The organism is Allobosea sp. GW821-FHT03A12, assembly GCF_058986765.1.
In genome coordinates this window covers 56628-82016 of sequence record NZ_JBYSVZ010000010.1, presented here as the reverse complement: position 1 = coordinate 82016, position 25389 = coordinate 56628, and the positions used below count along the sequence as shown (strand labels likewise).

At 63.0% G+C, this 25389-nt stretch carries 26 protein-coding genes; 13 read left to right on the top strand and 13 right to left on the bottom strand.

Annotated features, from left to right (window positions below):
• Window positions 1-90 precede the first annotated feature (90 nt).
• Window positions 91-645 (bottom strand): helix-turn-helix transcriptional regulator, encoded by a 555-nt coding sequence (locus AC3WLC_RS29900; protein ID WP_493687537.1) that lies wholly within the window; start codon window positions 643-645, stop codon window positions 91-93.
• 214 nt (window positions 646-859) lie between these two features.
• On the opposite strand from AC3WLC_RS29900, the gene AC3WLC_RS29895 reads away from it, so the two are divergent.
• The 11 genes from AC3WLC_RS29895 to AC3WLC_RS29845 all read left to right on the top strand — a co-directional run bounded on the left by AC3WLC_RS29895 (window position 860) and on the right by AC3WLC_RS29845 (window position 11616).
• Window positions 860-1615: an ABC transporter ATP-binding protein gene (locus AC3WLC_RS29895; protein WP_493687536.1), complete on the top strand. Its 756-nt coding sequence runs from the start codon at window positions 860-862 to the stop codon at window positions 1613-1615.
• Window positions 1612-2379, top strand: coding sequence for an ABC transporter ATP-binding protein (locus AC3WLC_RS29890; protein WP_493687535.1), 768 nt, complete (start codon window positions 1612-1614; stop codon window positions 2377-2379). Before AC3WLC_RS29895 ends, AC3WLC_RS29890 begins: the two co-directional genes overlap by 4 nt.
• Window positions 2372-3574, top strand: coding sequence for an ABC transporter substrate-binding protein (locus AC3WLC_RS29885; RefSeq protein WP_493687534.1), 1203 nt, complete (start codon window positions 2372-2374; stop codon window positions 3572-3574). The genes AC3WLC_RS29890 and AC3WLC_RS29885 overlap by 8 nt, the downstream gene beginning before the upstream one ends.
• Window positions 3575-3595: 21 nt before the next feature.
• The gene (locus AC3WLC_RS29880; RefSeq protein WP_493687533.1) at window positions 3596-4483 is read left to right on the top strand and encodes a branched-chain amino acid ABC transporter permease; all 888 of its coding nucleotides are present in this window, start codon (window positions 3596-3598) and stop codon (window positions 4481-4483) included.
• Window positions 4480-5424 (top strand): branched-chain amino acid ABC transporter permease, encoded by a 945-nt coding sequence (locus AC3WLC_RS29875; RefSeq protein ID WP_493687532.1) that lies wholly within the window; start codon window positions 4480-4482, stop codon window positions 5422-5424. The genes AC3WLC_RS29880 and AC3WLC_RS29875 overlap by 4 nt, the downstream gene beginning before the upstream one ends.
• On the top strand, window positions 5421-7001 hold the full coding sequence (locus tag AC3WLC_RS29870; protein WP_493687531.1) for an amidohydrolase family protein: 1581 nt from the start codon (window positions 5421-5423) through the stop codon (window positions 6999-7001). The genes AC3WLC_RS29875 and AC3WLC_RS29870 overlap by 4 nt, the downstream gene beginning before the upstream one ends.
• The gene (locus AC3WLC_RS29865; RefSeq protein WP_493687530.1) at window positions 7001-7981 is read left to right on the top strand and encodes a CobW family GTP-binding protein; all 981 of its coding nucleotides are present in this window, start codon (window positions 7001-7003) and stop codon (window positions 7979-7981) included. The genes AC3WLC_RS29870 and AC3WLC_RS29865 overlap by 1 nt, the downstream gene beginning before the upstream one ends.
• The gene (locus tag AC3WLC_RS29860) at window positions 7978-8556 is read left to right on the top strand and encodes a hypothetical protein (RefSeq protein WP_493687529.1); all 579 of its coding nucleotides are present in this window, start codon (window positions 7978-7980) and stop codon (window positions 8554-8556) included. The genes AC3WLC_RS29865 and AC3WLC_RS29860 overlap by 4 nt, the downstream gene beginning before the upstream one ends.
• A 312-nt stretch (window positions 8557-8868) precedes the next feature.
• Complete coding sequence (locus AC3WLC_RS29855) at window positions 8869-9591, top strand: haloacid dehalogenase type II (RefSeq protein WP_493687528.1); 723 nt, start codon at window positions 8869-8871, stop codon at window positions 9589-9591.
• A gap of 21 nt (window positions 9592-9612) precedes the next feature.
• A complete protein-coding gene (locus tag AC3WLC_RS29850) occupies window positions 9613-10098 on the top strand; it encodes an Lrp/AsnC family transcriptional regulator (RefSeq protein WP_493687527.1) in 486 nt (161 codons plus the stop codon).
• Window positions 10099-10203: 105 nt separating this feature from the next.
• On the top strand, window positions 10204-11616 hold the full coding sequence (locus AC3WLC_RS29845) for an FAD-binding oxidoreductase (RefSeq protein WP_493687526.1): 1413 nt from the start codon (window positions 10204-10206) through the stop codon (window positions 11614-11616).
• 281 nt (window positions 11617-11897) lie between these two features.
• Here the strand turns inward: AC3WLC_RS29845 and AC3WLC_RS29840 are convergent, their stop codons facing one another.
• The 6 genes from AC3WLC_RS29840 to AC3WLC_RS29815 all read right to left on the bottom strand — a co-directional run bounded on the left by AC3WLC_RS29840 (window position 11898) and on the right by AC3WLC_RS29815 (window position 17557).
• Entirely contained in the window at window positions 11898-12845 is a 948-nt protein-coding gene (locus AC3WLC_RS29840; RefSeq protein WP_493687525.1) for an electron transfer flavoprotein subunit alpha/FixB family protein, read from the bottom strand.
• Window positions 12845-13591, bottom strand: coding sequence for an electron transfer flavoprotein subunit beta/FixA family protein (locus AC3WLC_RS29835; RefSeq protein ID WP_493683537.1), 747 nt, complete (start codon window positions 13589-13591; stop codon window positions 12845-12847). Before AC3WLC_RS29835 ends, AC3WLC_RS29840 begins: the two co-directional genes overlap by 1 nt.
• Before the next feature lie 55 nt (window positions 13592-13646).
• Complete coding sequence (locus AC3WLC_RS29830; protein ID WP_493687524.1) at window positions 13647-14543, bottom strand: NAD(P)-dependent oxidoreductase; 897 nt, start codon at window positions 14541-14543, stop codon at window positions 13647-13649.
• A 99-nt stretch (window positions 14544-14642) separates the two neighbouring features.
• Window positions 14643-15947, bottom strand: a complete 1305-nt coding sequence (gabT, locus tag AC3WLC_RS29825) for a 4-aminobutyrate--2-oxoglutarate transaminase (RefSeq protein ID WP_493687523.1) — start codon at window positions 15945-15947, stop codon at window positions 14643-14645.
• A 37-nt stretch (window positions 15948-15984) separates the two neighbouring features.
• Entirely contained in the window at window positions 15985-17163 is a 1179-nt protein-coding gene (locus tag AC3WLC_RS29820; protein ID WP_493687522.1) for an NAD(P)/FAD-dependent oxidoreductase, read from the bottom strand.
• 55 nt (window positions 17164-17218) lie between these two features.
• Complete coding sequence (locus AC3WLC_RS29815; RefSeq protein ID WP_493687521.1) at window positions 17219-17557, bottom strand: tRNA-binding protein; 339 nt, start codon at window positions 17555-17557, stop codon at window positions 17219-17221.
• A gap of 158 nt (window positions 17558-17715) precedes the next feature.
• On the opposite strand from AC3WLC_RS29815, the gene AC3WLC_RS29810 reads away from it, so the two are divergent.
• Window positions 17716-19173 carry an NAD-dependent succinate-semialdehyde dehydrogenase gene (locus AC3WLC_RS29810; protein ID WP_493687520.1) on the top strand — a complete coding sequence of 486 codons (1458 nt, stop codon included), beginning with the start codon at window positions 17716-17718 and terminating at the stop codon, window positions 19171-19173.
• 13 nt (window positions 19174-19186) lie between these two features.
• Window positions 19187-19702 (top strand): Lrp/AsnC family transcriptional regulator, encoded by a 516-nt coding sequence (locus AC3WLC_RS29805; RefSeq protein ID WP_493687519.1) that lies wholly within the window; start codon window positions 19187-19189, stop codon window positions 19700-19702.
• A gap of 131 nt (window positions 19703-19833) precedes the next feature.
• Here the strand turns inward: AC3WLC_RS29805 and proX are convergent, their stop codons facing one another.
• The 6 genes from proX to AC3WLC_RS29775 all read right to left on the bottom strand — a co-directional run bounded on the left by proX (window position 19834) and on the right by AC3WLC_RS29775 (window position 25369).
• Window positions 19834-20874 carry a glycine betaine/L-proline ABC transporter substrate-binding protein ProX gene (gene proX, locus AC3WLC_RS29800; RefSeq protein ID WP_493687518.1) on the bottom strand — a complete coding sequence of 347 codons (1041 nt, stop codon included), beginning with the start codon at window positions 20872-20874 and terminating at the stop codon, window positions 19834-19836.
• Between the two features lie 81 nt (window positions 20875-20955).
• Window positions 20956-21903 carry an ABC transporter permease gene (locus AC3WLC_RS29795; protein WP_493687517.1) on the bottom strand — a complete coding sequence of 316 codons (948 nt, stop codon included), beginning with the start codon at window positions 21901-21903 and terminating at the stop codon, window positions 20956-20958.
• Window positions 21900-23069: a quaternary amine ABC transporter ATP-binding protein gene (locus AC3WLC_RS29790; protein ID WP_493687516.1), complete on the bottom strand. Its 1170-nt coding sequence runs from the start codon at window positions 23067-23069 to the stop codon at window positions 21900-21902. The genes AC3WLC_RS29795 and AC3WLC_RS29790 overlap by 4 nt, the downstream gene beginning before the upstream one ends.
• Before the next feature lie 64 nt (window positions 23070-23133).
• A complete protein-coding gene (locus tag AC3WLC_RS29785) occupies window positions 23134-23448 on the bottom strand; it encodes an NIPSNAP family protein (protein ID WP_493687515.1) in 315 nt (104 codons plus the stop codon).
• Window positions 23445-24278: an alpha/beta fold hydrolase gene (locus tag AC3WLC_RS29780; RefSeq protein WP_493687514.1), complete on the bottom strand. Its 834-nt coding sequence runs from the start codon at window positions 24276-24278 to the stop codon at window positions 23445-23447. The genes AC3WLC_RS29785 and AC3WLC_RS29780 overlap by 4 nt, the downstream gene beginning before the upstream one ends.
• Window positions 24279-24283: 5 nt before the next feature.
• Window positions 24284-25369 (bottom strand): LLM class flavin-dependent oxidoreductase, encoded by a 1086-nt coding sequence (locus tag AC3WLC_RS29775; protein WP_493687513.1) that lies wholly within the window; start codon window positions 25367-25369, stop codon window positions 24284-24286.
• Window positions 25370-25389 lie beyond the last annotated feature (20 nt).

Here is a 25389-nt window from a genome sequence, read left to right as displayed (position 1 = left end):
TTCCGACATGAACCGACGGCCGCATCGATGGCTCGCCTAATTTCGAGGCGCCGACAGTGCATTAAATCCAGGCAACATCACCATATTTGTCTACCCCTGCAGAAGATAATCTATCAGTTCGGCAGTTTTGGATACGTTGTATTTACGAAGAAGCCGACTCCTATAGATATCAACTGTACGATGACTTATTTCAAGTGCCTTCGCTATCTCCTTCCCCGTTTTTCCTTCAATAAGCAACGTTGCGACATCACGCTCGCGCGCGGTCAGGGACGACCTCAATGACTGTCCCGACGCGGGCCCTTTGGACAGTTCCGTGAAAACCCACAGCGTGTGCGCATGCGAGTCTTCCGGCGTGTAAGTGAAGCCGCGCACCCGTATCCAGAACAGATCACCGTCGAGTCGGCGCATCACACGATCATCGCTGTAGGTGCTGTCGTGGGCGAGGAACGCGCCGACACGCTGCCCGGTCTGCTCGAAATCGGTCTGCGTCGGATACAGGCGCTCAAAGGTCTTTCCGACAAAATCCTCAACTGTGCCGCGGAAAATCCGCCTGAACATCTGGTTGCACGCCACGATGACGCGGTTCCTGCCGATCGCCTGCCCTACCGGCGAGTTCTCGAAGGCCTTCTCGTAGTCCACATCCATCGTTGCGACCTCGCCGCTGCATCGGCTGACGACAACCCGTCGAACACTTAAGTGCTCAACACCTATAGCAGTAAGTGTTTAGGTAGCATAGCGTCATAAATCGTTAAGGCATGCACCAGCCCGAGCGGCTGGATCGCACGCCAATCAGAAGAGCAGGCTGACAAGCCGAAGCTCGCGGGGAACGACGTGTTGGGCAGCAATGACAGAGCCGCTATTGGAGATCGCTGATCTCAGGATTCATTTCGGGGGAGTCCGGGCGCTCGATGGCGCATCGTTCCAGGTCAAATCCGGCATCACGACCGGGCTGATCGGCCCCAACGGCGCGGGAAAGACAACGCTCTTCAACTGCGTGTCCGGATTGCTCACCGGAGCCTCCGGGTCGGTCAGGTTTCGCGGCGAGGATATTTCGCGGGCATCGCCCGAGGCCATTTCCCGCGCCGGGCTGGTCCGCTCCTTCCAGCTCGCCCGTGGCTGCGAGAACATGACGGTGTTCGAGCACCTCATGCTCTACGGCCCGCGGCAGCGCGGCGAGAGCCTGTTGCAGGCCGTGGTTGGCGGCCGCTGCTTACGCCATGACGAAGAGGAGCTTCGCGACGCGGCACTCGACATGGCAAGGCACCTCAAGCTTTCCCATGTCGTCGATAATCTCGTGACACAGCTCTCAGGCGGGCAGAAGAAGCTCCTCGAGATCGGCCGGGTTCTCCTAGCGAAGCCCCAGCTGATCTTGCTTGACGAGCCCATGGCCGGCGTCAATCCGACGCTCGTCCAGGAGATCGCCGATCATCTCGTGACGATCCGCAAGAGCGGCATTTCGATCGTTCTGATCGAACACGAAATGGAGCTCATCGAGCGTCTTTGCGACGAGATCATCGTCATGGCCGGCGGGCGCTTTCTGACCCGTGGCACCTTCGTAGAGGTCGCATCGAACCGGGAGGTCCAGGAAAGCTATCTGGGGCTGAGGCGCCAATGACCGATCTCGCCATCAAGACCCTGCGCGGCGGCTATCCGAATGCCGAAGAGATCGTCAAGGGCATCGATCTCGAGGTCGCGGCCGGTGATCTCGCCGTGATCATCGGACCGAACGGCGCCGGAAAGTCCACCTTCCTGAAGCTCGTCGCCGGCCTGCTGACGCCGACCGAAGGCGAGGTCCGCCTGCAGGGCGAGGCCATACCGCCGGGCAACGCCCAGATCGCCTGCAGCAAGGGCATGAGCTTCGTGCCGCAGGAGCGCAACGTCTTTTCGAGCCTGACCGTGCGCGAAAACCTCGAAATGGGCGGGTATCTGCTGCGCCGGGGGATGAAGGAGCGCATCGACGAGCAGGTGTCGCGCTTTCCGCTGCTGAAATCCAAGCTTCGCGAAAAAGCCGGCAACCTTTCCGGCGGTCAACGCCAGGTGTTGGCGATGGGCGTCGCCCTCATGACCAATCCCAGCGTGCTGCTGCTCGACGAGCCAACCGCGGGACTGTCGCCGACCGCCGCCGACGAAATCTTCGAGCTGGTGCGCGACCTCGCGAAGAGCGGCTTGACCGTCCTCATGGTCGAGCAGAACGCGCTTCTGGCACTCGAGTACGGCACCAAAGGCCTCGTCCTAGTGGCGGGACGCAAGATCCGCGAGGAAACGGCAGCGTCGCTGCTCGCCGATGACGAGGTCCGCCACCTGTTTCTGGGTCGGCGAGAACAACACCAAGCCTCGGCCAACCAATCAAAAAAGGGGGACTACCATGCACATGCTTGACCGACGTCAACTCCTGACCGGCGCTGCCGGTGCCGCCTCGCTCGCTCTCTGGCCGAAGGCGCTGATGGCGCAGGGCGCAGGGCGCATCAAGATCGGCATCATCATTCCCCTTACGGGAGCGACCAGCCAGTTCGGCGCGACGATGAGCGCTGCCGCCAAGACCGCGGTAGACGAGATCAATGCAGCCGGCGGCATCAGAGGTCGACTGATCGAGGTGCTCATCGAGGACGATCAGAGCAATCCGGAGGCGGCGGTTCGCGCCGCTCGCAAGTTGATCGACGTCGACAAGGTCGTCTCGATCGGCGGATCCTACGCCTCCGCCGTCACCTCGGCGATCGCGCCGCTCTGCTACGAAAGCAAGACCGCGCTGTTCACCTCGTCCGGTGCGGACAGCATCACGAAGACGCCTCACGACGGCTACATTTTCCGGACGTCGCCGACCGTTACGTTGCAGGGAACGCGCGTCGGCCAATATGCGCTCGAACTCGGTGCCAAGAAGATGTTCTTCCTGGGCCCGCAGACACCCTTCGCCCAATCCTATATCGACATCATCTCGAAGCTCTTCAAAGAAGCCGGCGGCACCGGACAGGGCCTGATCTACGAGGACAAGCGCGCCAGCTATCGCACCGAAGTCGATCAGGCGTTGCGGACGAACCCCGATGTCATCGTCCTCGGCGGCTATGTGCCGGATACGGCCGTCGTGCTGAAGGATCTTTACCGGGCCGGCTATGCCGGCAGGAAGGTCGGCTTCTCCTTCGGCGTCAATCCGGTCCTCGCCGACAGCGTGCCCCAGGAGGTGTCCGAAGGCACCGCCTCCCTAGTCCCGTCCGCCTCCGTCGATTCGACCGCTTACAAGAGCCTGGTCGACAAATTGGGTAAGCCGGCGCTCGACAGCTATTCCTGCCAAGTCTACGACCATGTCGTTCTCACGGCCCTTGCCCTCGCCCGCGCGGCCGCGTCCTCGCCAAATGGCACTGTGGTTCGAGACAATGTTCGCGCGATCTCGCAGGATGAGAGGGGTAAAAAGCTCAACAACGCCGCAGCCGCGCTCAAGCTGATCGCCGACAAGAAGCCGATCAACTACGACGGCGCGAGCGGTCCTCTCGCCTTCGCCGCCAATGGCGACGTCGAGGGTGTCTTCTTCCGGTACGAGCAGGCTCAGAAGGGGAAGATGGCCCTTCTGAAGGTCGCTTGACCTTCGAGGATTGGGTGAACCGTGCTCACTGAACTCACGCAATACGTCTTGAACGGACTGGTGTTGGGGGCGCTGATCTCGCTCCCGGCGCTGGGCCTGACGCTGATCTTCTCGGTCCAAGGCTTCGTCAACTTCAGTGTCGCGGCCCAGATGACGGTGGGAGCCTATGCGGCCTGGCTGACCGGTTCCTATCTCGGCTGGTCTCACATCCCGATGCTCGCTCTCGCCTTCGCGGTACCCGGTCTGCTGGGTATCGCCACCGACCGCATCGCCCTGGCACCTATACGACGCCAGCCCGGCGGCCATACCGCCTTGATGCTCGCCGTCGTCTCTATCGCCCTGAACCTGGCGATGGAGAACGGCCTGCGCTTCATCTTCGGCAGCAATCTCAACAGCTTCGATCTGCCGATCGAGCGAAACCTGCAAATCTGGGGCCTGAGCGTCGGCCCGCAGCAGCTGCGCAACCTCATCACGGCCCTGGTCATCGCGGTCGCCCTTGCCGCCTTCTTCTCGCTCACGCGCTGGGGCAAGGCGATGCGCGCAGTCGCGGACAATAGCGATCTGGCCCGATTGAAGGGGATCGATCCGCGGCGCCTGTCGAACCTCGCGACATTCCTCGGCATGGGCCTGGCCGGCATCGGCGGATCGCTGCTGGCGATCGACACCAGCGTCGATCCCTCGACCGGCTCGCGCCTGATCCTCGTCATCTTCGCGGCGAGCGTCCTCGGCGGCTTGACCAGCCTCTACGGAGCGGTTCTGGGCGCCCTGCTGATCGGGGTCATCGGCGAAGTCGCCCTGGTCGCGATGCCGCCCGTCTATCAATCCCTCACGGCGTTCCTCGCGATCCTGGTCATCCTGCTGGTCAAACCCACAGGCCTCTTCGCGGGCGCTGCCGGAGTCAGAAAATGACCTCCTATCTATTGTTCATCGCAACGCTGACCGCCATCTACGCGCTCCTTTCACTCGGCCTGGTGGTGAGCTGGGGCCAGGGCGGCATGGTCAATCTCGGCCTCGTCGGCTTCTTCGGACTGGGGGCATATTGCTCGGCACTGCTGACGGCAGTCGGCGCGCCGATCGGCCTCGGCTGGGTGGCGGGGACCCTTCTCGCCGCAACGATCGGGATCGGGTTCTGCCTGCTCACGCGAACGCTGAGAGGGGACTACCTTGCGATCGTGACGCTTGGCTTCGGCGAAGGCCTGCGTCTGGTCGAGCTCAACGAGCGCTGGCTGACCGGAGGAAGCGACGGCATCTCCGGCATTCGCGCTCCGCTGAAACAGACGCTCGGAGAGATCTATCCCTGGTTCTACCTCGCTCTCGCCTGGGGCATCGTCCTGCTAGCGGTCTGGCTTCTCGCCCGCGTGCTGGGCAGCCCGTTCGGCCGGGCACTGCGCGCGGTCCGCGACGACGAGAAGGTGGCGGCTGTTGCCGGCAAGAGCGTGCTGCGCCTGAAATGCCAGGCGTTCGGCATCGGCGCCGGCCTATTCGGGCTAGCGGGCGCGCTCTACGCCCATTTCACCAGCTACATCTCGCCGGACAATTTCGTAGTCCAGCTGACGATCTACATCTTCCTTGCCGTGACGGCAGGCGGGTACAGCCGGCTGGCGGGCGCGATCTTCGGGTCGTTCGCGGTCATGACCATCCTGGAATCCTCGCGCTTCGCCGCCGAACTGATCCCCGGCCTCAGCGCGGTGCAGATCGCCTCGCTGCGGGAATTCGCGATTGCGGTCGCGCTCATCGTGATCATGCAGGTTCGGCCGCAGGGGTTGCTCAGCCTCAAGAACGACCGTGCCGGCGCCGAGGTGCCCGGCGCCGCCATGACCGCCCCCGTCGCAGTGAGGGCGGGACAGTGACGAACGAAGGCAAGACGACCTGTGCCGCCGGCGACGAATTTGCGGTCATGTTCGCCGAAGCGGGGCTACCGGCGTTGAAGCCGGCGACAGAGAGGCAGCGGGGTCAGGGGCCGCATCGCTACATCAGGCTCGCCAACGCCCGCATCATCGATGGAACGGGAGCCCCACCCTGGGGCCCGGCCGACCTCCTCATCGAGAACGGGCGAATCATCGGCCTTGCGAAGGCCGGAAAGGCTAAGTTCCAGACGCCCGCGCCACGGCCGGAGGAGGTTCTCGAGATCGACTGCTCGGGCAGGTTCCTTACGCCGGGGCTGGTCGACTGCCACGCCCATATCGGTGCCCCCTTCCATGCGAAGAACGGCCCGCAACCATCCGCCGACTATGTCTACAAGCTCTGGTTGGCGCATGGCGTCACGACGATCCGTGAAACGGGATGTTTCAACGGCCTGTCCTGGACACTCGAACAGAAGGCGGCTGTCGAGCGGAACCGCATCGACGCACCGAATATCCTCGCCTATGCGCCATTTCCCGCGACGTCCGACTACGTCCGGAGCCTGCATACGCCGGAACAGGCTGTCACCTGGGTCGAGAGTGTGAAAGCGGCTGGCGCCGACGGCGTGAAATTCTTCGGCGCCCCCCCTGCCCTGATGAAGGCGGCGCTCGATAGATGCGCGCAGCTTGGTCTACGCAGCTGCTGCCACCACGCCCAGCTCGCGGTTGGCCGGATGAACCCGCTGCAGACGGCAAGCTGGGGCCTGACGAGCACCGAACATTCATACGGCATTCCCGAGACCCTGCTCGAGGACCAGACGCTGCAGGCCTTTCCCGCCGACTACGACTATGGCGACGAATATCTGCGCTTCTCTGCGGCGGGACAGACCTTCATGCAGGCGGCGCGGCCCGGCTCGGCCAAATGGGACGCGGTCCTCGCCCGCTTCCTCGAAGCCGGCCACTGGTTCGTTCCGACCTTCAACGTCTATGACGCCAATCGCGATCTCATGCGCACGCGCCGGGCCGACTGGCACGAGCGTTTCACTGACCCGACCCTGTGGGCCTATTTCCAGCCGCAACGCGGCGGGCACGGAGCCTACTGGTATCGCTGGTCGACAACGAACGAGATCGAGTGGCGCGAAACCTTCCGGCTCTGGATGCGCTTCGTCAACGACTACAAGAATCGCGGCGGCCGCATCGGCGTCGGCAGCGATTCGGGCTTCATGTTCCAGACCTATGGCTTCGGCTATGTGCGCGAGCTGGAACTGCTGCAAGAGGCCGGATTCACGCCGCTGGAAGTCCTGCGCGCCGCGACCGCCTGGGGCGCGGAACTGCTCGGCATCGACCAGGATACCGGAACGCTGGAGATCGGAAAGCGCGCCGATATCCTGATCCACCGCGCCAACCCGTTGACCGATTTCAAGCTGCTCTACGGCACAGGTGCGATGCGCCTCAACGATGAATCGACATCCATCGACTGGGATCGGAGCCTCGAGACAGTCATCAAGGGTGGCGTGATCTACGACCCCGCGGAGCTACTCGTGGACGTCGAGACCATGGTGTCGGCCGCAAGGGCCATCGCCTGATGAACCAGCCCCCTGTCCCCGCGCTTCCGGAATTCGTGCTTCTGACCGGTCCCCTGGGGTCGGGCAAGACGACCTTGCTGTCTGATCATATCGCTCTTGGCGGAACGACTGATACCGGTGTCATCATCAACGACGCCGGCGAGGTGAATGTCGACGGAGCCGTCATCGGCTCGGACCATCGTGAGCTCGCGCTCGCGACCTTGAGCAACGGCTGCATCTGCTGCTCGCTGGGAAGCAGCCTGCAGGAGGGCATCGACGCCTTGCTGCTGGCTCGCGCCGAGAGGCGGCTGGGTGCCCTGCGCAGGATCATTCTGGAGACGAGCGGTCTCGCCGAACCGGGCCCGATCGTGGCGTCCCTTCGGCAGGTCCGGCAGATGAGTTTCAACTTGCGGATCGTCTGCACCTTCGATGCGTCGCAATCGAACGAGGGGGATGATTTCCTTCCCCATTACGCAGCCCAGCTCGCGGCAGCACAATCCATCGTGCTGACGAAGCTCGACATTGTGCCAGCCGAGCAATGGCAGAAGCGGGCCGACGTGGTGCGAAGCTTCAATCCCATGGCCTTCCAGGTCATTTCGTCTCGACGGGACGACAGGGCGCGGGATGCATTTGCCCGAGCCGCGGGCACTGTCCCGCGCGTGTCACAGTTTTCAGCCGGCGAGCCACAGCCTTCACGCATCACCATAGCCTTCGCGCGCTGGACACCGGCAGCCTCCTGGGAGGCGATCGGTGAGTGGATCGAAAACATCACCGGGCACCTCGGCCCGCGGCTGCTGCGATTGAAAGGGCTCGTGCGACCCCTCGGCTTTTGCGATCCGCTGCTGATCAACGGTGTCGGCGGCGCGTTTTCTCCGCCGCGGCAGGTGAGAATCGAAGGCGGCCTATCACTGGGCCTCGTGATGATTCTACGCGATGTCGCCAAAGAAGAACTCCTGAAATGCTCAGGAATAGCGCCCGAACCCGAGCTGATCTTCAAATGACGGTCGATTTCTGCCTGCCGTCCTTCTCGAAGGCACTTGCTCAAGCACCCGATGCCGCGAGCGCTTTTGCGATACTTGAAGAGAGATCACGGAATCTCTTCGACCACATCCTGTTCACCTGTCTTCGCTTTGACTACGACGGCGAGATTATGACACGCCTCTATTCGAACAGGGAAGATGTTTGCCCCTCCGGCGGATCCAAACCGTTCCCTTCCGGAATTTGGGCGGATCGCATCATAGCCAGTGGTGTCCACTACATCGGAAACAGCCGGGTCGATCTCCAATCCGTCTTCTCCGACTACGAAGCGCTATGGGCGATAGGCTGCGAGAGCGTCATGAATATTCCGGCGCGCTGGCGCGGCAGGACCGTGGGGTCACTTAATATTCTCGGGCGCGCCAATCAGTTCGACCAGGAAACTGCCGTTCAATTCAGCATGCTCGCCCAGCTTGCCGTTCCACTATTTCTTCAAAACGAGCGGGCGCTCTGGGCAATTGAAGAAGCGCAAAGTTCTACGGCAAAAAAAGCCGGGCACAGCCTTCATTGCAACGCCCCCCTAAAGCGGGATGCCCAATGAAATTGCCCCAACGCTTTGCAAATGCACGACAATCTCACAACCATCTGGTCGAGCGTGAGTGCGGACGACCCGGCAAATCTTATCGATTCCCGGTTCGCATTCAGTGGGACTTGCGGATCGCGCACGCCGGTTTTGCGGCAATTGCCGCGCCATCCAGGGCACAATGATGGCGTTCAAGAGATGCCGGCTGCGGTGCGGGAGATACTCCGCGGACCACAAGTCCGTCAACGAACCGCTGCAACACCACGCTCACGCCCTGCGGCAGACCTTTTTGCTCACCGTTTATTCTACCGAGAACAGGACCCCAGGCTCATGAAACTTACAGACTTCAAAGCCCTCACCTTCGACTGCTATGGCACGCTGATCGATTGGGAATCGGGCATGTTCGAAGGCCTCAAGCCTTTGACAAGTCGGCTGGCGACACCGCTGACGCGCGACCAGGTGCTCGAGGCGCATGCCCGTCACGAATCTTCCCAGCAGTTGCAGACGCCGGCCAAGAACTACCGTGACCTCCTGCCTATCGTGTACAAGCGACTGGCCGAAGAATGGGATCTCCCGGTTTCATGGGACGAGTGCGTCGCGTACGGGAAATCCGTGAAGAACTGGCCGGCGTTCACCGACTCGGCTGGGGCTCTCCAGTATCTGAAGCGGCACTACAAGCTGGTCATCCTGTCCAACGTCGACAATGAGAGCTTTGCCGCCAGCAACAAGAAGCTGCAGGTCGAGTTCGACGCCATTTACACGGCTGAAGACGCCGGCTCCTACAAGCCGTCGGACCGCAATTTCGAGTACATGATCAAGAAGCTCGAAACCCTGGGCATCCAGAAGCACGAGATCCTGCACACCGCCGAGAGCATGTTCCATGATCACGGCCCGGCGAACCGGCACGGCTTGGCTTCCTGCTGGATCTATCGCCGATACGACCAGGAGGGCTTCGGCGCAACCATGCATCCAGGTGACATGCCGAAGTTTGACTTCCGGTTCAACAGCATGGCTGACCTGGCAAAGGCTCACCAGGAAGCTCTCCGGGCATAACGAGAACAGGGTTGCGCGAGAATGACTGGTGCACCAAAGCTGGATCGTATCGATATCAACATTCTCGCGCAGCTTCAGCAGAATGGCCGACTGACCATTGTCGATCTGGCCGATGCAGTGGGCTTGTCGCCGAGCCCCTGCCTCACGCGCCTGAGAAGACTGGAAGACGCCGGATATATCATCGGCTACGGCGCCCGCATCCAGTTGTCCAAACTCGTCGAGCATATCACCGTCTTCACCGAAGTGACGCTGAACGACCATCGACGCGAGGATTTCATCAAGTTCGAATCCGAGATTCGCAAATACGACGCCCTTCAAGAATGCCACCTGATCAGTGGAGGATACGACTATCTCCTGAGATTCACGATAAAAACTGTCGCCAAGTATCAGGAACTCATGGAATCGATACTTGAACGAAACATCGGCGTTGAGAAATACTTCAGCTATATCGTAATCAAGACGATACTCGATCGCGGCAGCGTCCCGCTGAAGACCCTCGTTCAGTAACAATTGAGCCGTGAGTTCCGTCGCAGCCGGCACCGTTCGGCTGCCAATTATCGGCGTGCTCGGTCGGCCTGATCAGAATGCCGCTGCACTCAGGAAAGCCCAGACATGGATGCCATCGCACAAGTGCTCGCACGACTGTCACCGGACATCGTCACGAGCGATCAGGATATCATCGCGGGCTACACGACCGACTTCCGCCGGCAATATGTTGGGAACACGCGAGCGGTTCTGCGGCCGCGGCACGCCGACGAGGTGCAAGAGGTCGTCCGCTGCTGCGCCGAATTGGGCGTTCCACTGGTCCCGCAGGGCGGCAATACGAGCTATTGTACGGCGGCCACGCCGAGCGACCGCGGAGACGAGCTTGTCGTGAGCCTCGAAAGGATGGACAGGCTGCGCGAGTTGGACCGAGCCAATCTGTCGGTCTGCGCCGAGGCAGGCATCATTCTCAGCGAACTCCAGCGAGCGGCGTCCGAAGCCGATCTTCTGTTGCCTCTCGCGCTCGGCTCCCAACAATCCTGCCGGATTGGAGGAAATCTCTCGACCAATGCCGGTGGTATTTCGGTGTTGCGTTACGGGATGGCTCGCGACCTGGTCCTCGGACTGGAGGTCGTTCTGCCAGATGGCAGCCTCTACAGCGAACTCAGCCCGCTGCGGAAGAATAATTCGGGCTACGACGTCAAGCAGCTCTTCATCGGAGCTGAGGGCACTCTCGGGATCATCACGGCCGTATCGCTCAAACTCGCGCGCAAGCCGCGTCAGACAATCACCGCCTTCATCGCCATCGACGACATCACAAGTCTCGCCGATATCCTGGGCCTCGCCCAACGTCAGACCGGTGAGTCGATCACTTCGTTCGAATACATCTCCGATGCCTCGTTGAAACTGCTTCTCGATGCGAGGAAAGATTTGCGTCATCCGCTAAAGGCCAGAAGCGCGCACTATGTCCTGCTCGAGGCGGCAACCGCCTCGCCTGTGCTCAATCTCGAAGAGACGGTCACCAGCCTCCTCGGCGAACTTTTCGAGCGTGGTCTGGTGGTCGACGGAGCTATCGCTGCGAGCGGGCAGCAGGCAGCAGACTTCTGGCATCTGCGGGAAAACATCCCGGAAGCCGAGGTGCATCATGGCGGCTCCGTGAAGCACGATATCGCAGTGCGCACCTCGAGGCTTGCGGCTTTCATCCAGACTGCCTCGAAGATCGTCGAGAGGGATACGGAGGGAGCCATTCTCTCGGTCTATGGCCATATCGGCGACGGAAATGTGCATTTCAACGTCGTCGCGCCTCCCGGCGCCCAGGCCGGGCCGTTCAAAAGCCGGTTCGAACGCAACGTGTCTCCCATGATCTACCGGCTCGCTGCCGCAATGGAGGGCACCTTCAGCGCCGAATACGGAATCGGGCGGGTGAAGATGGACTTGCTGGAGCGCTATGCGGCGCAGGGCAAGATCGACCTTATGAGGCGCATCAAAGCTGTACTGGATCCGAATGGAACGATGAACCCGGGCAAGGTCGTCATCCCGTGACATGAGACGTATCGGAGCTGCCGTTAACGCAGCGCTCTGCCAGGGCGGCTGAAACACTTTCCGATCGATCGAGCGCCCTTGAGAGGATCGCAGCAGCGAAGCAATCCAGGGACAAGCGGAATACTAACGCCCTTGGGTTGCTTCGATGCATTCGCAAGGCGGGGTAAGCACGTCGGTGATCGATCCGGGTCGGAAAGCTTGCAGCCGGGCCGCGCGATTGTTGTCAGGATATTCGGCGAAGCGACCGGGCAGCTGCATACGAGCCGCCCGGTAACGATCCTTTAAATTCCGGCCTTTTCGAGCTCTTTGTCGAGCTCGGGCAGGATGGTGAAGAGGTCGCCGACGAGGCCGTAGTCGGCGATCTGGAAGATCGGCGCTTCCTCGTCCTTGTTGATGGCGACGATGACCTTCGAATCCTTCATGCCGGCGAGGTGCTGGATCGCGCCGGAGATGCCGACCGCGACATAGAGCTCGGGGGCGACGACCTTGCCGGTCTGGCCGACCTGCCAGTCGTTCGGGGCGTAGCCGGCATCGACCGCGGCGCGCGAGGCGCCCATGGCAGCGCCGAGGCGATCCGCCACCGGCTCGATCACCTTGGCGAAGTTCTCGGCCGAGGCGAGCGCGCGCCCGCCCGAGACGATGATCTTGGCCGAGGCCAGCTCCGGCCGGTCGGACTTGGCGACCTCCTCGCCCTTGAAGGACGAACTGCCGGGGTTTTCCGCCGCCGAGACAGCCTCGATCGGGGCAGAGGCAGCACCGTCGCCGGTCGCCTGGAAGGAGGCGCCGCGCACGGTGATCACCTTCTTGGCGTCGGCGGACTGCACGGTCTGGATGGCGTTGCCGGCATAGATCGGCCGCTCGAAGGTGTCAGCCGAGACGACCTTCGTCACCTCGGAGACCTGCATCACGTCGAGCAAGGCGGCGACGCGCGGCATCACGTTCTTGCCGGTGGTGGTGCCGGGCGCGACGAGGGCGTCATAGCCGGGGGCGAGCGAAACGATCAGCGCGGCCAGCGGCTCGGCGAGGCGATGCTCATAGGAGGCATCGTCGGCGAGCAGCACCTTCTCGACGCCGTCGAGCTTGGCCGCGGCTTCGGCAACGGCCTTGGCGTTAAGGCCGGCGACCAGGACGTGCACGGGCGCGCCGAGATCCTTGGCGGCGCTCAGGGCCTTGCGGGTGGCCTCGTTGAGGGCCTTGTTGTCGTGCTTGGCGAGCAGCAGCGTGGTCATCAGATCACCCCGGCGGTCTTGAGCTTGGAGACGAGTTCGGCGGCATTGGCCACCTTGACACCGGCGGAGCGCCCGGCCGGCTCGGCCGTCTTCAGCACCTTGAGGCGCGGCGAGACATCGACGCCGAGCGTCTCCGGCGTGGTCTCGTCGAGCGGCTTCTTCTTCGCCTTCATGATGTTGGGCAGCGAGGCATAGCGCGGCTCGTTCAGGCGAAGATCGGTGGTGACGATCGCCGGCAGCTTGAGCTGCACGGTCTGCAGGCCGCCATCGACCTCGCGGGTGACGTCGGCCGAACCGCCGTCGAGCACCACCTTCGAGGCGAAGGTACCCTGCGGCCAGCCAAGCAGCGCGGCGAGCATCTGGCCGGTCTGGTTGCAGTCGTCGTCGATCGCCTGCTTGCCGAGGATGACGAGCTCGGGCGTCTCCTGCTCGACGACCTTCTTGAGGAGCTTGGCGACGGCGAGCGGCTCGGTGGCGGCGTCGGTCTTCACCAGGATGCCGCGGTCGGCACCCATGGCGAGGCCGGTGCGGATCGTCTCGGCGGCCTGCGCCGGCCCGACCGAGACCACGATCACCTCGGTCGCCTTGCCCGCTTCTTTCAGCCGCAGCGCCTCTTCGACAGCGATCTCGTCGAAGGGGTTCATCGACATCTTCACATTGGCCAGCTCGACCCCGGAACCGTCGCCCTTCACCCGGATCTTCACGTTGAAGTCGACCACGCGCTTCACTGGCACAAGTATCTTCATGGGCTCCATCCCTGTTCTTATCGGATACGCAGTCGCCAGCCGGCTGCCGGATCGATCAAAGCGCCTGGTAGGCTTTCAGCGTCCGCAGCCACAGCTCTCGATAGGCGGCGTCGGTCATGTAGGCCGCATGTGCGGTCAAGGTGGTGTTTTCAAGAGTTCGGTAGGAATTTCCGTGCGTCAGCGGCTCTTCGGGAAAGACGTCTAGGGCGGCGTGCCCGATCTGCCCCTCCGCCAGCAACTGCATCAAAGCGGTCTCGTCGACCAAGCCTGCGCGCGCCGTGTTGACGAGGATGAACCCTTGTTTCGGAAGGCTCAGGCGGCGGTGATCGAGGATACCGGCCGTCTCGCTGCTGAGCGAAAGATGAAGCGAGACGACGCTGGCGCCGGTCAATGCGTCGTCGAGCTCGGCGACGAAGGCCGGATGATCGCGCGGCGTCCGATTCCAGGCCGCAACCTCCATGCCGATTCCTTGCGCGAGCTCCGCCATGCAGGTCCCAATGCCTCCCAGGCCGAGGACCGCCAGCTTTTCCCCCTTCAACTGCCGCCCGCCAGTCGGAACCCAGGATCCGGCGCGGATGCCGCGATCCATCGCGGTGATTTCGCGCGCGGCGCAGAACATCAGCGCGAATGCGTGTTCGGCGATCGATCGATCACCGTATCCGGGCGTGGTGTAGACCTTGACGCCTCGTCTCGCCGCATCCTCCAGGTCGACATAGGTTCCCGCGCCGGTTCCCATGAAGATGATCGCCCGCACGGTCGGGCAGGCATCGAGAACGGTAGGCGGAACGACCGTGTGCTCGACGAGGACGACCTCGGCCGCCTTGCACAGAACGGTCAACTCGTCCTCCGTGGGGCTGCCCTCGTTGATCGCGACCGTCGCCGGAATGGGCAAACCGCCCTGTTCAATGACGCGCGAGAGTTCAGGCGTGCAGTCGACGAAGATGGCGCGCATGGGTGCCTCGGGATTGGCAATCGAGTCGGCGTTCGATCGGCCGCCGAGAAAACGATCCTGACGCGGGGCAAGCCCCGCGTCAGGATCGGTGGACCGGCATCAAGCCGCGGCGGAAACCTTATCCGCGTCGAGCGCGTCGGCGAGGATGCGCATGGCCTCGTCGAGGTCTTCGTCGGAAATGACGATCGGCGCGAGGAAGCGGACGATGTTGCGGTGGACGCCGCACTTGATCACCAGGAGCCCGCGCTCGCGAGCCCGTTCCATGACCTGCTGCGCCCGATCCGCATCGGGCTTCTTCGTGTCGCCATCGGTCACGAACTCGATGGCGCGCATGAAGCCGAGACCGCGGACCACGCCGATATCCGAGTGGGGCACTTTTAAGGCCTCGAGGGCGGCGGAGAGCTTCGCGCCATGCGCGGCCGCGCGCTCGACGAGCCCGTCCTGCTCGAAGGCATCGAGGACGGCAAGCGCCGCCGCACACGCAATGGCGTTGCCGCCATAGGTGCCACCGAGACCGCCGGGCGTCGGGGCGTCCATGATCTCGGCCTTGCCGACCACGCCGGAGATCGGAAAGCCGCCCGCGAGGCTCTTGGCCACCGTCACCAGATCAGGCTGGATGCCGGAATGCTCAAAGCCAAACAGCTTGCCGGTGCGCCCGAACCCGGTCTGGATTTCGTCCGCGATGAGGACGATGCCATGGCGCTGCGTGATGTCGCGCAGCCCCCGCATGAACTCGACGGGCGCCTGCAGGAAGCCGCCATCGCCCTGAACCGGCTCGATGATGATGGCCGCAACACGATCGGCGGCGATCTCGGTCGCGAAGACCTCCTCGAGAGCCGCGAGCGCGTCATCCGAAGAGATGCCGCGATAGCTGTCGGGATAAGCGGAGTGGAAGACCTCGGGCGCGAAGGGGCCGAAATTCTGCTTATAGGGCTGGGCGAACCCGGTGAGCGTCACACCAAGGAGGGTGCGGCCATGGAACCCGCCGCGAAACGAGATGATGCCCGGCCGGTCGGTGAAGCCGCGCGCAATCTTGACCGCGTTCTCGACCGCTTCCGCGCCGGTCGTAAACAGAGCGGTCTTGTACGCGTCGCCCTTGCCGACCAGCTTGTTGAGCCGCTCGGCCAGCGCGATATACGGCTCGTATGCTGCAACCTGAAACGCCGTATGCGTGACGCGCTCAAGCTGCGCCTTCACGGCAGCGACCACGCGCGGATGGTTGTGGCCGACATTGATGACGCCTATCCCGCCGACGAAATCGAGATAGCGACGCCCCTCCGTGTCCCAGAGGTAAGCGCCCTCAGCGCGATCGACGACGATCGGATGAGCAGTCAGCACGCCCCTGGGAATGTTGCTGTTACGTGCGGCAAGCAGTTCTTCGGATTTGCGGTGGCTTGCAGACATGGCTCTCCCTTTCGTCAATATGTCTTAGACGGATCGATCATTCGAACGCTTCGAGCGTGCCGACGACAGGCGCATCGGCGGAAGGGTCGATCACGCAGGACCGGCCTGGCGAGACGTTCTCGGCCGTGATCCCGAGCGCAGCGATATCGGCGGGGATCGCGGCGTTCAGCGCAAAGCTCGCGGCCAGCCTTGCAGCTGCAGCACCGGCCATCACACCGTTACCACCCTGCCCGGCCAGCCAGATGAAGCTCGGCTGCTCGGGATCACAGCCGATGACCGGCTCATGGTCAGGCGCAAATGTTCTGAGCCCGCCCCATTTGTGGGTCACCCTCGGCACCTCCATCGTAGTGAAGCGATGAATCCTGTCGATGGCGATCGCGACCTCGAGCTCGTCGGCCTGCGCATCGCAGGGCTCGGACAGCGCCATGTCGACGGGTGAGACCATGATCCGCCCCGCCTCGGGCTTAAAGTAGAAGGTCTCTGCGACGTCGAAGGTCATCGGCCAGGTGTGGATGGCGCTGCCTGCCGGCGGATCGAAAACGACCGCCGTTCTCCGGAACGGGACGACATTGCGGTAGGACAGGCCCGCAAGTGCTGCGATTTGCTGAACCCAGCCCCCGGCAGCGTTGACGATAACAGGCGCCTCAAACGCACCGCGCAGCGTCGAAACCCTCCAAAAGCCGCCTGAACGCGTCAGCGCTTCGACCTTAGCGTCAGGGATGAAGTGCCCGCCGCGCGCCCGCAGCGCTTTCAGATAACCCGCAAGCAGCGCATTCGTGTCGATGTCCTTGCAGTCCTGTTCGTACATGGCGGTGGCGAACTCGCTCGCCCGGAGCACAGGACAGAACCGCAGCGCCTCCTCCGCAGTGGTCAGCTCGACCTGCGCCCCCCTGCGGACCAGTTCGTCGGCCTGCTGGGCCAATTGCGCCTGTTCGTCTCTGCGCGCGAGGAACAATGCTCCGCGAGGAGTGACGAGCGAAACGTCCGTGAAGCCGTCGGGAGGCGTTTCGAGGAAGGCCCGCGACGCCGTGACGAGGCGGCTCCAGAGAGCGGGGCCGTAGTTTTCCGACATGACGGCGGCCGAGCGGCCGGTCGAGTGATAGCCGGCCGCCGACTCCATTTCGAGCACGACGACCTTGCCGGCCAGGCTCAGTTCGTATGCGATCGAGGTGCCGGCGATCCCCCCACCAATCACGATGAAATCTGCGGTTTTCATGTTTTTTCTTCCCTTCGCATGGAGAAGTCGGCGCAGGCGCCCAAAGCTTACGTTCTCAGAAAACCTGACCGCCGATTTCGACCTCGTGCGTCGGCGTGAGCACCTTGACCTCACCGGAGCCGTTGCGTGCCCCGAGAATAAGGATCTCGGACTGGAAACCGGCGATGTTGCGAGGCGGCATGTTGACGACGCAGGCTACGAGCCGCCCGACCAGATCATCCGTGCTATAGCTGGTGATCTGCGCGCTCGACCATTTCCGGCCAAACTCACCGAAGTCGACCTCCACCTTGTAGGCAGGGGTGCGAGCACGCTCGAATGGCTGAACAGCAACGATGCGGCCGATCTTGATGTCAATTCTTGCGAAGTCATCATAGACGACTGATGATTTGTCCATCTCTGCCCCTTCCGGCTTCTGACTATTTTGCACGACTTCAACAGCGAAAATAAACAGATCGATAGGCGCCTTCAGCCGTTCTTATCGACGTTGGCTACTGCTTCAGCGGAATCCGCTGCGGCGGGTGAGCGATGATCGCGGCAACATTGGAGAAGGCCATGACCCTCGCTCGCCATTTGAAAGACGCGTCGCTATTCACCGAGCTCTGTTACATCGATGGCCGCTGGGTCGGGGCCGGCAATTCCGCGACCTTCCCGGTAGACAATCCCGCCACTGGCGATGTCATTGGGCATGTTCCCGAGTGCGGCGCGCAGGAGACGAACAACGCCATCGCCGCGGCAGAGCGCGCGTTTCAGGGCTGGCGCAAGAAGACCGCTGGTGAGCGCGGCGCGCTGCTCGAGCGCTGGTTCGACCTCATGATCGAGAACAGCGAGGACCTCGCCCGCATCATGACCTTGGAACAGGGCAAGCCCCTCGCCGAGGCTCGCGGGGAAATCACCTACGGGGCGTCGTTCGTGAAGTGGTTCGGAGAAGAGGCACGCCGCGTCTATGGCGAGACGATCCCGGCCGCAGCCGCTGACGGACGGATCATCGTCCAGAAGCATCCGATTGGCGTCGTGGCGGCGATCACGCCGTGGAATTTCCCCAATGCCATGATCACCCGCAAGGCGGCACCCGCCCTGGCCGCCGGCTGCACGATCGTGATCAAGCCCGCCGAGGCCACGCCCTTCTCCGCTCTTGCCCTAGGCGTTCTGGCGCAGCGCGCAGGCATTCCCAAAGGCGTCATCAACATCCTGACCGGGCGGCCGGCAGACATCGGCGGCGCGCTGACGAAGAGCCCGATCGTGCGCAAGCTGACCTTCACGGGATCGACCCGCGTCGGCAAGATCCTCATGGAGCAATGCGCAGCGACCGTGAAGCGCGTCGGCCTCGAGCTGGGCGGCAATGCGCCCTTCCTGATCTTCGACGATGCCGATCTCGACGCGGCGGTCTCTGGCGTGATGGCGAGCAAGTTTCGCAATGGCGGCCAGACCTGCGTCTGCGCCAATCGCATCCTCGTTCAGGATGGTGTCTATGACGCCTTCTCCGAAAAGCTCGCCGCTGCCGCATCGAAATTGGTCGTCGGTGACGGCCTGGCCGAAGGGACGACCATCGGTCCAATGATCAACCAAGCTGCCATCGACAAAATTCGGCAGCATGTCGATGACGCGACCGCGCTTGGTGCCGAGGTTGTCGTCGGCGGCAGGCTCCGCTCCGGCCTGTACTACGAGCCGACGGTGCTTAGGGATGCAACGGTCGAGATGAAGATCGCTCGAGAGGAGACCTTCGGCCCCGTCGCCCCGCTCTTTCGATTTGCGAGCGATGACGAGGCCATCGCGATGTCGAATGACACACCGTTCGGCCTGGCGTCCTATCTGTACACCCGGGACATCTCGCGCGCCTTCCGGGTGGCCGAGGCGCTGGAATTCGGCATGGTCGGGATCAATGCAGGCTCGGTCTCTACGACGACCGCCCCCTTTGGCGGAATCAAGGAGTCCGGATTGGGGCGCGAAGGCTCGCACCACGGGATCGAGGAATTCCTCGAGATGAAGACGCTACACCTCGGCGGCATCTGAACGGCGGCGCACGATGAAAATCATAAAAAATTCAATCGACGCCGTAAATAATAATATTGACAACTTTGACTTAGCAATACTCCGCGAATTGTCAAACAATGCTCGCAGTTTAAACATTGATATTTCAGATCGAGTCTGCCTATCCCCATCAGCAACGCTGCGAAGACATCGTAAATTAGAATTATTAAATATTATCGAAGGGTATCATACAAAAATCAATTACTCACTACTTGGTTATCGAGATCTAATTATGATTGAAGTAAAAATCTCAAATATGAAATCAGAATTTGAATCTGAAATAAAGCATACAATAGCAAATTTTGGAAAAATAATTGATTTTTACAAATGCGTGAACGAGCCACATTTCATAATATTTCTTTCTGTTGCATCATTCTCCGACTCAGCACTAATATTACATGAGCATATATACAATATCGACTTTGTAACTGGATTGAAGCTGAGATTGACCTCTCAGACAAACGGCAACGATCCGCTTTTTTGTGAACCTCAAAGGCAGACTGTTACTTGAAGACAGGCCAGAAACAATGGCTAACGTTCCAATGACATGGAACAGAATTCAAGCTGCCTGCGAGCAAGAAATCACCACTCGACCGCGAAAAGGAAAGCCGACCTCCTGTGCCGGCTTTCCATCGAACCTTTTCAGACGGCGTCCCTGCCGCTCTTCACCCAGCCATCGAACGTCGCCTTGTTCTGGCTGATCCACTCCTCGGCCATGCGGTTGACGTTAGCGCTGCTCGCTCCGTTCTTGTTGATGCTGAATTCCCAGGCCGACCAGGTCGGCAGCGGAAATTTCATCTGCTCGATCAGCGCCTTGACGGCCGGGTTGGCGGCGACGAACTGCTTGTTGGCGACGGAAGCCCAGTTCCAGGACGCCATCGCCATGCGGCAGGGGTCGGCCCCGCCGGCGCAGCCCTTGACGCCCGAGACCTGAGCGGAGCCGCGATTGGGTACGTTCGGCGGCAGCGCGTCCTCGGGTGTCGGCAGCCAGACGACGTCTTCGCCCGGGATCAGCGCGTTGTTCACCCAGGACGGGCTCCAGGCGTAAAAGAAGGCCGGCTCGCCCCGCTTCACTCGCGCCACGGCCTCGACCATCAGCGTCTCGTACTTGCCGCGCACCGAGCGCACCGCGTCCTTCAGGCCGAACTTGTCGAGCTGGAAATCGACGACGTCGCCGCAGCTCCAGCCGGGATCGCAATTGATCAGATCGGCCCGCCCGTCCTTGCCGAACAAGGCAGCGAGCTTGGGATCCTTCATCTGGGCGAGGCTGGTGATGTTGTGTGCCGTCGCGGTCTTCTTGTCGATCAGGTAGCCGTTGACGCCGCCGCCGACGATCATGCCGTTGCCGATGAGCTCCGCCTGCTTCTCGACAGCGCGGAAAGCCGGCTCACGCTGGGGCATGTTGACGTCGGTCGCGAGATCAAGGTCCCCCTGCGCCGCGGCCTGGAAGAACAGCGTCGTATTCAGGGTCGAGATCTTCACCTCATAGCCGAGCTCCTTCAGCGCTCGGCTGACGATCTGGGCAGTGACGTAATTGGCGCCGAGGCTGTCGCTCTGGGCGTAACGCACGGTCTTGCCCTTGCCCGGCAGGGCCTGGGCCACGGCAGAGCCTTGCAGGGTGGCGGCGGCGAGCGCGGCCGCGGCAAATGTCTTGACGAGGGTCTTGGCTGACAGGCTGATCATCGCGTTCTCCTCTTTGATTATCTCTTCTTGTTGTTCCCACCCGCCTGACCAGCGGGATGCCTTGCGCCGCTGGTCAGGCGTCTATGCGCCCTGCCGGGTGACCTCGCCCGGCGGCAGGGCGGCGATCTCCTCGCGCCGCCCGCCGCGCAGGAAGCGCAGGACGAGCTGGAACAGCGACGGGCGCTGGCCGCTCTTGGCTTCGGCGAGCTTCTGCGTGATCCGGTCCAGCATCATCGCCAGCAGGACGATGGCGATGCCGCCGACCGCGGCGCGGCCGACATCGAGCCGCCCCAGCCCCTGGAGCACGACGAGGCCGAGGCCCTCGGCGCCGATCATCGCGACCACGACCGACATCACCATCGCGGTCAGCACGGTCTGGTTGAGACCGCCGAGGATGGTCGGGATCGCAAGCGGCAGCTGGATTTCCCAGAGCAGCTGGCGCCGGTCGGCGCCGAAGGCGAGGCCGGCCTCGACGATCTCGTGCTCGACCATTCGGATGCCGAGATTGGTGAAGCGGATCAGGGGCGGTGCGGCCGCCGTGACGACCGCGACCTCGCCAGGCACCGTCCCGACGCCGAAGAGCATCACCACCGGCACGAGATAAACAAAGGTCGGCGTCGTCTGCATGATGTCTAGGATCGGGCGGACCACGTTCCAGACCCGGTCACTGCGCGCACAGAAAATGCCGATCGGAATGCCAATCGCGGCGCAGAAGACAATCGCCGTCGCGATCAGCGACAGGGTCGTCATCGCCTCGGCCCAGACGCCGAGCATGGCGATCACGACCAGCGAGACGACGCTGAAGAGCGCGACGCCCACACCGGCGCTGCGCCAGGCGATCAAGCCGATCAGCAGCAGCATCGCTGGGAACGGGATGGCGTGCAGCACCCAGTCGTTGAAGCCGAGCAGGCTCTCGACCGGCCATTTGATCGCCTGGAAGAGCGGACGCAGGTTCAGCGCGAGCCAACGCACCCCCTCCTGGATCCACTGGTCGACCGGGAAGATGGCGAGATCGTCGGCTTTGATCATGACTCGCGCTCCTGAGCCGGCACGTTGGCGATGCGGGCAAGGATTTGCTCGGCGCCGAGCAGGCCGACGAGCCGGCCGGCATCGTCGATCACACCGACCGCCCGGTCGGCACGGTAGCTGCGGGCGACATCGATGAGCTTGGCGGCCTCCGGCACGCAGATCGGGGCGGCCTGCCCGGCCGGCAGCGTCCCGGTCTCCTGCAGGCGGGCGATCTCGGCACCGTCCAGCCCTGCAACGACCTGCTCCTGCTGATCGAGCAGGAAGCCACCGTCCGGTCCGCCAACGACGATGCCGGCCGGCCCGCGCCAGAGCACCGCCGGCATCTTCATCACCGAGCGCGCGTCGAACAGGCGCGCCCGATCGACCTCGCGGGTGAAGGCCGCGACATAGTCGCTGCCCGGCTCGAGCACGATCGACTGCGGCGTTCCCTCGCGCACCAGCCGCCCCTCGGACATGATCGCGATGCGGGTGCCGAGCTTCAGCGCTTCCTGGAAATCATGGGTGATGAACAGGATGGTCTTGTTGAGCGTGCGCTGCAGGCGCAGCAGTTCATCCTGCATCTCGGTGCGGATCAACGGATCGAGCGCGCTGAAGGCCTCGTCCATGATCAGGATGTCGGCATCGGTCGCCAGTGCGCGCGCCAGGCCGACGCGCTGACGCATGCCGCCCGATAGCTCATGCGGCAGGTGATAGCCCCAGCGCCCGAGCCCGACGACCGAGAGTACCTCCTCGGCACGGCGGCGGCGCTCGGCCGGCGCGACGCCGCGCAGCTTCAAACCGAACTCGACATTGTCGATCACGCGCTTGTTCGGCAGCAGCGCGAAATGCTGGAACACCATCGAGATGCGCGTGCGCCTGACCTCGCGCAGCGCCTTCTCGTCGAGTGGCACGAGATCCTGGCCGTCGAGCAGGATGCGGCCGGCGCTGGGCTCGTTCAGCCGGTTGATGCAGCGCGCCAGGGTGGATTTGCCGGAGCCCGACAGCCCCATCACCATGTACATGGCGCCCGAGGGCACGGCGAGCGAGACGTCGTCCAGGCCGACGACATGGCCGAGCGTCTCGAAGACGCTGTCCTTCGTGCCGCCCTTGCGCAGGATCTGCAGGGCAGGCGCCGGGTCCTTGGCGAAAACCTTATAGAGGTTCTCGATACGCAGCCTCTCGCTCACTGCAATCCTCCTCGTGTGATCGCGCGGGGCGGCGATTGCGCCTTGTGACCCGCGCGTGCTGCGCTCAGCGCAGCGGCGAAAAATCCGTCGGCAGCAGAATGCGGTTCTCGGCCTGCTCGATGTTCTCGACCAGTTTGGGCAGGAAGGCCTGCCAGCGTGGATCGTCGGCGAGTTGCTGGCGCCGCGCACGACGGTCTTCGAGATCGGCATAGGCCCAGAGATGCGTGACCTGGCTCAGCACCCCGATCTCGGTTGTGAAGTAGCCGACAAGCTGCCCAAGAATGGGCTGCTGGATGGCGAGCCCCTCCTCGCGCACAAGCTGGAGATAGCGGTTCATCCGTCCGTTGCGGATGCGGTAAATGCGCTCCTCGACGATCACGCCGTGCCCTCCGTGAGAAACTCATTCATCAGCGCCGCGACGCGGTCGGGCGCCTCGTTCAGCAGGGAATGGCGCAGCCCCGGCAGGATGTGCAGGCGCGAGCCAGCAATGCGTTCATGCATGAAGCGTGACATGCGCGGGTTCGAACCCTGATCGTGCTCGCCTGTGGCGATCAGCGTCGGCAGACGGATCTGGTCGATCAGCCCGCCGAAGTCGGCTTCCGCCAGCACGCGATAGGCTGCGGCATAACAATCCGGGTCGTTCTCAGCGTTACGGCGGCGCAATTCCGCGATCAGCTTGGGATTGCGTTCCTGGAATTCCTCGGTCAGCCAGCGCGACAGCGAGGCGTCGTAATGCGAGCCGCGATCGCCGGCCTTGAGCGCCGCGAGCCTGGCGAGCACGCGCTCGCGCTCCTCCGGCGTCCGGCCGGATACGGTCGAGAGCAGCACCAGCCGCCGCAGCCGCTCGGGATGGGTCAAGGCGAGGCGCTGCGCGATCAGACCGCCGAGTGAGAAGCCCGCGAGATCGAAGCTAGAGAAACCGACATGATCGGCGAGGCCGAGCACGTCCCCGGTGAAGTCGTCGATCTCGTAGCGCCCCCTGACGCGCTCCGAATGGCCATGGCCGCGCAGGTCAAAGCTCAACATCCGGAAGCGGTCGGAGAGCCGCGCGATCACCCCGTCCCAGGCTTCGCGATAGGAGCCGACACCATGCACCAGCACGAGCGGTCGGGGCCCCTGCCCGCTCAGCCGGTAATTCAGCGCGACACCGTCGCGGACGAAGGTCGCGGCGATATCCGGCTCGGTCACTGCGGCGGCGAGACCAGCCATGCCCGTCATGCTCCTGCGGCGGCAAAGCGAGGTTTGGCCGCTTCGCGCTCGCGGGTGGCGAAATGCGGCATCACCTCGTCGATGAACAGCCTCAGCGTCTTCATCTGCAGCTCGAAGGGCAGATTATACGACAGGCCGAGGCAGAACTGGTCGACGCCGGCCGCCTCATAGACCTCGAGCTTCGGGATGACCTCGTCGGGCGTGCCGAAGACGAGATTGTCGCGGATGGCGCGCGGATCGTAATTGCCGCGATTGGCGACGGTCTCGAACGGCACCGCCTTTGGGAAGCCGTTGGTCACTGTGCCGATGTTCTGCATCAGGTTCTCGAAATAGCGGCCGTAGTCGACGCTGTAGCGGACAACCTGCTCCCAATCCTGCGAGCGCTCGTAGACGCAGGACCGGCGCTGCATCATGAATTTCGGCCGCGGGCGCCCGGGATGGTCGGCGCAGGCCTTGCGGAACTTCTCCGCGAGAACGCCGATCTCGGCCACCGGCGCGGAGAGCGGCGTTGAGAGGATATTGGCGCCGATGCCGACCGCCCAGTCAAAGGTGCCGGGATCGCGCGCCGCCACCCAAATGCGCGGATGGGGGCTCTGCAGCGGCTTCGGCACGGAGGTCGCGAGCGGAAACTGCCAGTACTGGCCTTCATGCGCATAGTCGCCGGCCCAGAGCTTCTGCACTGCCGGCACGAGCTCCTTCATATAGGCGACGCCCTCCTGCTGAGGCATGCCGCCAGCCATGCGGTCGAACTCGTATTGATAGGCGCCGCGCGCGATGCCGAATTCGAGGCGCCCGCCGGTGAGGTGGTCGCAGAGAGCTGCTTCGCCGGCTAGCCGGATCGGCGACCAATAGGGCGCCACCAGCGTCGCCGTGCCCAGCCTGATGCGGTCTGTATGCTGGGCCAGCCAGGTCAGCGTCTGGAAGGGGTTGGGCGAGATCGTGCACTCGATCGTGTGATGCTCGGCCGTCCACAGCGTCTCGAAGCCGCCTTCATCCGCGACGCGGGCGAGCGCCCGCATCTGAGACATGGCGTCCTGCATCGACGTCTTCGGCGAGAAACGCTCCATATTGATCGAGAGAGCGAATTTCATGGGTGCCTCCGTGGAGCGAG

Excerpts from the sequence above, each read along its gene's own strand:
- AC3WLC_RS29780 (WP_493687514.1), bottom strand. The coding sequence starts at position 24,278 with ATGGCTGGTCTCGCCGCCGCAGTGACCGAGCCGGATATCGCCGCGACC.
- AC3WLC_RS29850 (WP_493687527.1), top strand. The coding sequence starts at position 9,613 with ATGACTGGTGCACCAAAGCTGGATCGTATCGATATCAACATTCTCGCG.
- AC3WLC_RS29820 (WP_493687522.1), bottom strand. The coding sequence starts at position 17,163 with ATGAAAACCGCAGATTTCATCGTGATTGGTGGGGGGATCGCCGGCACC.
- AC3WLC_RS29815 (WP_493687521.1), bottom strand. The coding sequence starts at position 17,557 with ATGGACAAATCATCAGTCGTCTATGATGACTTCGCAAGAATTGACATC.
- proX (WP_493687518.1), bottom strand. The coding sequence starts at position 20,874 with ATGATCAGCCTGTCAGCCAAGACCCTCGTCAAGACATTTGCCGCGGCC.
- AC3WLC_RS29865 (WP_493687530.1), top strand. The coding sequence starts at position 7,001 with ATGAACCAGCCCCCTGTCCCCGCGCTTCCGGAATTCGTGCTTCTGACC.
- AC3WLC_RS29795 (WP_493687517.1), bottom strand. The coding sequence starts at position 21,903 with ATGATCAAAGCCGACGATCTCGCCATCTTCCCGGTCGACCAGTGGATC.
- AC3WLC_RS29900 (WP_493687537.1), bottom strand. The coding sequence starts at position 645 with ATGGATGTGGACTACGAGAAGGCCTTCGAGAACTCGCCGGTAGGGCAG.
- AC3WLC_RS29835 (WP_493683537.1), bottom strand. The coding sequence starts at position 13,591 with ATGAAGATACTTGTGCCAGTGAAGCGCGTGGTCGACTTCAACGTGAAG.
- AC3WLC_RS29890 (WP_493687535.1), top strand. The coding sequence starts at position 1,612 with ATGACCGATCTCGCCATCAAGACCCTGCGCGGCGGCTATCCGAATGCC.
- AC3WLC_RS29860 (WP_493687529.1), top strand. The coding sequence starts at position 7,978 with ATGACGGTCGATTTCTGCCTGCCGTCCTTCTCGAAGGCACTTGCTCAA.
- AC3WLC_RS29875 (WP_493687532.1), top strand. The coding sequence starts at position 4,480 with ATGACCTCCTATCTATTGTTCATCGCAACGCTGACCGCCATCTACGCG.
- AC3WLC_RS29805 (WP_493687519.1), top strand. The coding sequence starts at position 19,187 with ATGAAAATCATAAAAAATTCAATCGACGCCGTAAATAATAATATTGAC.
- AC3WLC_RS29810 (WP_493687520.1), top strand. The coding sequence starts at position 17,716 with ATGACCCTCGCTCGCCATTTGAAAGACGCGTCGCTATTCACCGAGCTC.
- AC3WLC_RS29885 (WP_493687534.1), top strand. The coding sequence starts at position 2,372 with ATGCTTGACCGACGTCAACTCCTGACCGGCGCTGCCGGTGCCGCCTCG.
- AC3WLC_RS29845 (WP_493687526.1), top strand. The coding sequence starts at position 10,204 with ATGGATGCCATCGCACAAGTGCTCGCACGACTGTCACCGGACATCGTC.
- gabT (WP_493687523.1), bottom strand. The coding sequence starts at position 15,947 with ATGTCTGCAAGCCACCGCAAATCCGAAGAACTGCTTGCCGCACGTAAC.
- AC3WLC_RS29840 (WP_493687525.1), bottom strand. The coding sequence starts at position 12,845 with ATGACCACGCTGCTGCTCGCCAAGCACGACAACAAGGCCCTCAACGAG.
- AC3WLC_RS29775 (WP_493687513.1), bottom strand. The coding sequence starts at position 25,369 with ATGAAATTCGCTCTCTCGATCAATATGGAGCGTTTCTCGCCGAAGACG.
- AC3WLC_RS29830 (WP_493687524.1), bottom strand. The coding sequence starts at position 14,543 with ATGCGCGCCATCTTCGTCGACTGCACGCCTGAACTCTCGCGCGTCATT.
- AC3WLC_RS29855 (WP_493687528.1), top strand. The coding sequence starts at position 8,869 with ATGAAACTTACAGACTTCAAAGCCCTCACCTTCGACTGCTATGGCACG.